The sequence below is a fragment of the Lentzea indica genome, from assembly GCF_012184385.1.
Classification (GTDB): Bacteria; Actinomycetota; Actinomycetes; order Mycobacteriales; family Pseudonocardiaceae; genus Lentzea; species Lentzea indica.
In genome coordinates this window covers 1-4,831 of record NZ_VSRL01000414.1, presented here as the reverse complement: position 1 = coordinate 4,831, position 4,831 = coordinate 1, and the positions used below count along the sequence as shown (strand labels likewise).

Sequence of the window (4,831 nt, the reverse complement as noted above, 5' to 3'; positions counted from 1 at the left end):
GGCCTGGAGCCTTGCGGCTGGACGGCCGCGACGCGCTGGCACTCGTCAACGGCACGTCCGTCACCACCGCTGCCACGGCTCTCGCGCTGTCGTCGGTGCGTGCCTCGCATCGTGCGGTCGCGGACCTCACCTGTCTGCTGGTGGACGTTCTCGGCGCCGACCCCGGATTCCTGGACCCGCGCCTGATCTCGGCGTTCGGTCACGCCGGCGCCACCGCGGTCGCCGCGGACATGCGCGCGTTGCTGGACGGCACCCGTCCCAGCGGTGCGCGTGCGCTGCAGGAGCCGTACAGCATCCGGTGCTCACCCCAACTGCTCGGCGCGGCCGAAGACGCGTTGCGCTACGTGGACGGCGTGGTCGCGGCGGACCTCGGCGGGGTCAGCGACAACCCGTTGTTCTTCCCCGGCGACGACCTGGTGGCGCACGGCGGCAACTTCTTCGGCCAGCCCGCCGCGTTCGCCGCCGACGTCCTGGCGATGGTCACGGCGTCACTGGGCAACCTGGCGGAACGCCAGCTGGACCTCCTCGTGGACCCGGCCCGCAACACCGGCCTGCCGCCGATGCTGGCCGCGGGACCTGGTCAGCAGCACGGGTTGCAGGGCGTGCAGCTGGCCACGACGGCGTTCGTGGCCGAGATCAGGCGGAACGTTCTGCCTGCCAGCACCCAGAGTTTGCCGACGAACCTGCACAACCAGGACGTCGTGCCGTTCGGAACCCAGGCCGCGTTGCGCACCTACGACCTCGCCGAGCTGTTGCGGTTGTTGTGCGGCTCGCTCGCGTTGGGGCTGCGGCAGGCGGTGCACGTGGGTGGCAGGAGGCCGACCGCGCCCCGGTGCGCGGCGTTGCTGGACGCCCTCGCCGACGTCATCGAGCCGGTGGATCCGGACCGGCCGCTGGACGTCGACGTGCGGATCGCCGCCGACGTGGTGACTGGACGGCAGTGGTGATGCCCTCCGCCGGACGAGCGCTACAGCAGGTGCCTCTCACGGGCAGGCGGACGTGATCCGCTCGCGCGGCCGCGCCGAACCTGTCCGAGCCATCGGCAGCCGCAACGTGAACCGCGCCCCCCGCCCCGGATGCCCGACCGCCTCCACCTCGCCACCGTGCCCGGTCACGATCTCCCGCACCAGCGCGAGCCCCAGCCCGAACCGCTTCTCACCCCGGCCGTGGTGGAACCGGTCGAACAACAGCGACGCCTCCGCCGGGTCGAACCCCTCGCCGGTGTCCGCCACCTCCAGCTCCACGTGTCCACCTCGCGACCCGACCCGCACCGAGATCCGCCCGCCCTCCGGCGTGTGGCGCACCGCGTTGGCCAGCAACTCGTCCACCGCCCGCCGCAACGCGGTCTCCACGCCGCTCACCATCAGCGGGCCTCCCGGATGCTCGACGGTCAGCGCGATCCGTCGTTCCGCCGCCCGCTCGCGCTCCCCGGCCACCGCGGACGAGGCCACCGCGGTGAGGTCCACGGGCACGCCGTCGAGTCCCTGGTTCAGCTGCGCCGACTGCAACAGGTCGTCCACCACGTCGGACAGCCCGCGGATCGACCTCGCCAACGCGTCGAGGCTGTCGCGCTGGTCGGCCGGCAGGTCCGCGGCCGCCGACAGCAGCTGGGCTCGCAGGTACGCCCGTGCGATCGGGGTGCGCAGCTCGTGGCTGGCGTCCGTGACGAACCGCCGTTGCCTGGCCAGCGCCTCCGCCAGCGGACCGACCGTCCGGCGGCTCACGCCCAGGCCGATCAACGCCGCCACGAGCAGGCCCGCCACCTGCGCGATCCCGAGTGCCAGCAACAGATGCCGGCGGTCGGCCAGCAGGTACCGCATGTCGAACACCGCCTGCACGGTGGTCGAGTCCGAGCCCGGTGTCGTGAGCACCATGTACTCGGTGCCGTTCGCGGAAACGTCACGCTCGACTGCGACACCGGACGACCGCACCGCCTCGAGATCGCCGTGCAGCGGGAACCCGCCGGGCACCGCCAGCACACCCTCGTCGAGCACGCCGTCGTCGAGCACGAACACCCACGCGCACCGGGGCGCGACGTCCGGCACGCCGAAGCGGGCGTTGTACTGGAGCTCGCGCGCCACCTGCGTTTCCTGCGCGTGCACCATGACCACGTATGCGATCGCGCCGACGAAGGCGATCATCACCGTGATCGCCAGGCCCACCAGCACGCTGACCCGCAGCCGCGCGCGCCGGACCTCCGCGCGCTCCGCCTCGGCCCACGAAGCCCTCACAGCGCCCCCAACCGGTAGCCGACTCCCTGAACCGTGCGCACCACCGATCGCCCCACCTTGGACCGCAGGTAGTGCACGTAAGTGTCCACAATGGACTGCGATGGCGCGTCCTGGAACACCGTGCGCCGCAACGAGGCCCGCGTGTGCACGGTGCCGGGGTGGGTGGCGAGCACCCGCAGCAGGGCGAACTCCCTGGCGGTCAGCGGCACCCGTTCGCCGTCGGGCAGCACCACCTGGTGCTGCTCCAGCTCCAGGCGACCAGCGCCGATCCGCAGCACGGCGGCCAGCTCCCCGGCCCGCCGGTGCAACGCCCGCACCCGCGCGCGCAGCTCACCCAGGTCGAACGGTTTCATCAGGTAGTCGTCCGCGCCGGCGTCGAGCCCGTCGATGCGATCGCGGACCGTGCCCATCGCGGTCAACATCAAAGCCTGTGTCCGCACCGACCGGGAACGCAACCGGGAAAGCAGATCGAGCCCGTCGAGAACGGGCAGTCCACGATCGATCACGACCACGTCGTAAGGCCGGGTCAGCGCGAGATGCAGTCCGCGCTGCCCGTCCAGCGCGATGTCCACCACATGTCCGTCACCTCGGAACACGGCGGAGAGCAACTCCACCAGCTCCCTGTCGTCTTCCACGAGCAGCAGGCGCACAGAACGAAGAATCGCACGCTGCCCCTGCGTCGGACCAGGTCACGGAGGTGGTGCAACAGCCAATGGACAGCCACCGGAGATCGTTCACAAATGTGATCAGCAGGCGGATTTCTCCAGTTCTGCGGCCGTGAGGAACTATCCGGTGCAGCATTCGGAGCACATGCCATGTGGTTCGCGAATCTTCGCGGTCGCGCCGGACCGGTAATTCAACGATAAACATGTTAATGGCGGGCCTGTGTGACCTGCGCTCGAGTGGCAAGTGTGAACAGCGCGCCGGTCAACGAACAGCGCTACACCGTGGCCGGAGAGACGGCGGACGCGGTGCCGAGACCGCCCACCCAGCCCGCGGTCGCGACGGCACGCAGTCCGTCGTCGCCCTCGATGAGCCGTCCGTGCGGGCCGAGAACGTCGGTGCTCCCGTCGTGCCACCGCACCGGCAGGCGGCCGTGACGCTGCAGGAGGCCGGCGAACCGGGCGCTCAGCTTGGCGCTGCCGATGTGCACCCACCGGCTCGGGAAGAGGTCGAGCAGCTCGATCGTCGCCGGGCTGAGCTCGGGGACGACGGTGATGCCGTGGTCCCTGCCGTACTCGACGAGTTCCCGCAGCGCGTCGGGGTCGCCCTCGGGGAAGACGTGCAGGACGTTGAGCTTGTAGGCGGCCATCTTGTCGATGGCCTTGCGCATCTCGGCCGGCGGCAGCAGGGCGCTCGACACCCCGCGCCAGGCGAACGCGGGGGAGTCCCGCAGGTCGGCCGCGCGGACCGTGCCGTCGCGGGTCATCAGCTGACGGAACGACTGCACGCCGTGCCGCAGCCCCGCCTGGGTTCCCGCCCGCAGCATCACCGCGTCGTTGCTGACCAGCAACGCATAGCCCTCGGGACCGAGCCCGCGCATGGCGGGATCGTGCGACACCATGAGCATGCCGTCCTGCGACTCGGCGAGCAGGTAGCCGGTCTGAGCGAAGATGTGCTCGCGCAGCATCGCGGCCGCCGTGCGGGCCTGTCCGGTCACCCGGACGGCGACGTCTTCGGTCAGTACGAACGAGCCCGTGCGACGGGGCGCGCTCGTGGGCATGGGAACAATCACCGATTTCCTCTCCAGCGGACTAACGCTGGCAGTATCAGCTGAGTTCCTGCAATCGGAGGGCGAACGTGGTGCCCTGACCTGTCGTGCTGGTCACACCGACCGATCCGCCGTGCGCCTCGACGAGCTTCCGCACGATCGCGAGCCCCAAACCGCTGCCGCCGGTGCTGCGGGCACGTGACTTGTCCGCGCGCCAGAACCGGTCGAACACGTGCGGCAGGTCCTCCTCGGCGATGCCCGCGCCGGTGTCCGCCACCGCGATCACCACATCGGAACCGTCCTCGACCGCGCTGACCGACACCGACCCGCCGGAGGGCACGTAGCGCAGCGCGTTCGCCACGAGGTTGTCGAGGATCTGCCGCAACCGCAACGCGTCCGCGCGAACGACGAGCGAGGGATCGGCGGACACCGTCAGCGTGACCCCTGCCTGCGCGGCTCGTACCTCGTGCGCGGCGCGGACCTGCTCCAACGCGCTCGCGACCGGCACCGGTTCGACGGTGAGCCGCAACGAGCCCGCGTCGGCCACGGCGAGGTCCTGCAGGTCGTCCACGACGTGCTGCAGCACCAGCGCTTCCTTGAGCAGCAACGTGATCAGCGCGGGGTCGAGGTCGCTCACGCCGTCCTCTGCCGCCTCCAGCCAGCCCCGAATGTTGCTCAACGGGGTGCGCAGTTCGTGCGCGACATCGCTGACCATCGCCTTGCGCGCCTGCTCCAGCTGCGCCCTGTTCGCCGCCATCGTGTTGAACGCCCTGGTCAGGCCCGCGATCTCGTCCTGCCCGCGCACCGGGACCGGCGGGATGTCGCTACCGCCGGACAGGTGCTGCGCGGCGGCGGTCAAACGCGCGCAAACGGCCGGGTTGATCCTGGC

The 4,831-nt window shown here is 70.8% G+C and carries 5 protein-coding genes; 1 reads left to right on the top strand and 4 read right to left on the bottom strand.

Annotated elements, in window-relative coordinates; all coding sequences use genetic code 11:
• On the top strand, nt 1-947 hold a 947-nt coding region (locus FXN61_RS47315), incomplete at its 5' end, for an aromatic amino acid ammonia-lyase (protein ID WP_167980322.1).
• 36 nt (nt 948-983) lie between these two features.
• On the opposite strand, the gene FXN61_RS47310 is transcribed toward FXN61_RS47315, so the two are convergent.
• From FXN61_RS47310 to FXN61_RS47295, 4 genes are all read right to left on the bottom strand, one after another.
• A complete protein-coding gene (locus FXN61_RS47310; RefSeq protein ID WP_312878550.1) occupies nt 984-2,231 on the bottom strand; it encodes a sensor histidine kinase in 1,248 nt (415 codons plus the stop codon).
• Nucleotides 2,228-2,881, bottom strand: coding sequence for a response regulator transcription factor (locus FXN61_RS47305; RefSeq protein WP_312878549.1), 654 nt, complete (start codon nt 2,879-2,881; stop codon nt 2,228-2,230). Before FXN61_RS47305 ends, FXN61_RS47310 begins: the two co-directional genes overlap by 4 nt.
• A 290-nt stretch (nt 2,882-3,171) precedes the next feature.
• Nucleotides 3,172-3,954: a glycoside hydrolase family 20 zincin-like fold domain-containing protein gene (locus FXN61_RS47300; protein ID WP_167980321.1), complete on the bottom strand. Its 783-nt coding sequence runs from the start codon at nt 3,952-3,954 to the stop codon at nt 3,172-3,174.
• 46 nt (nt 3,955-4,000) lie between these two features.
• The coding region (locus tag FXN61_RS47295) for a HAMP domain-containing sensor histidine kinase (protein WP_167980320.1) at nt 4,001-4,831 on the bottom strand (831 nt) is incomplete at its 5' end.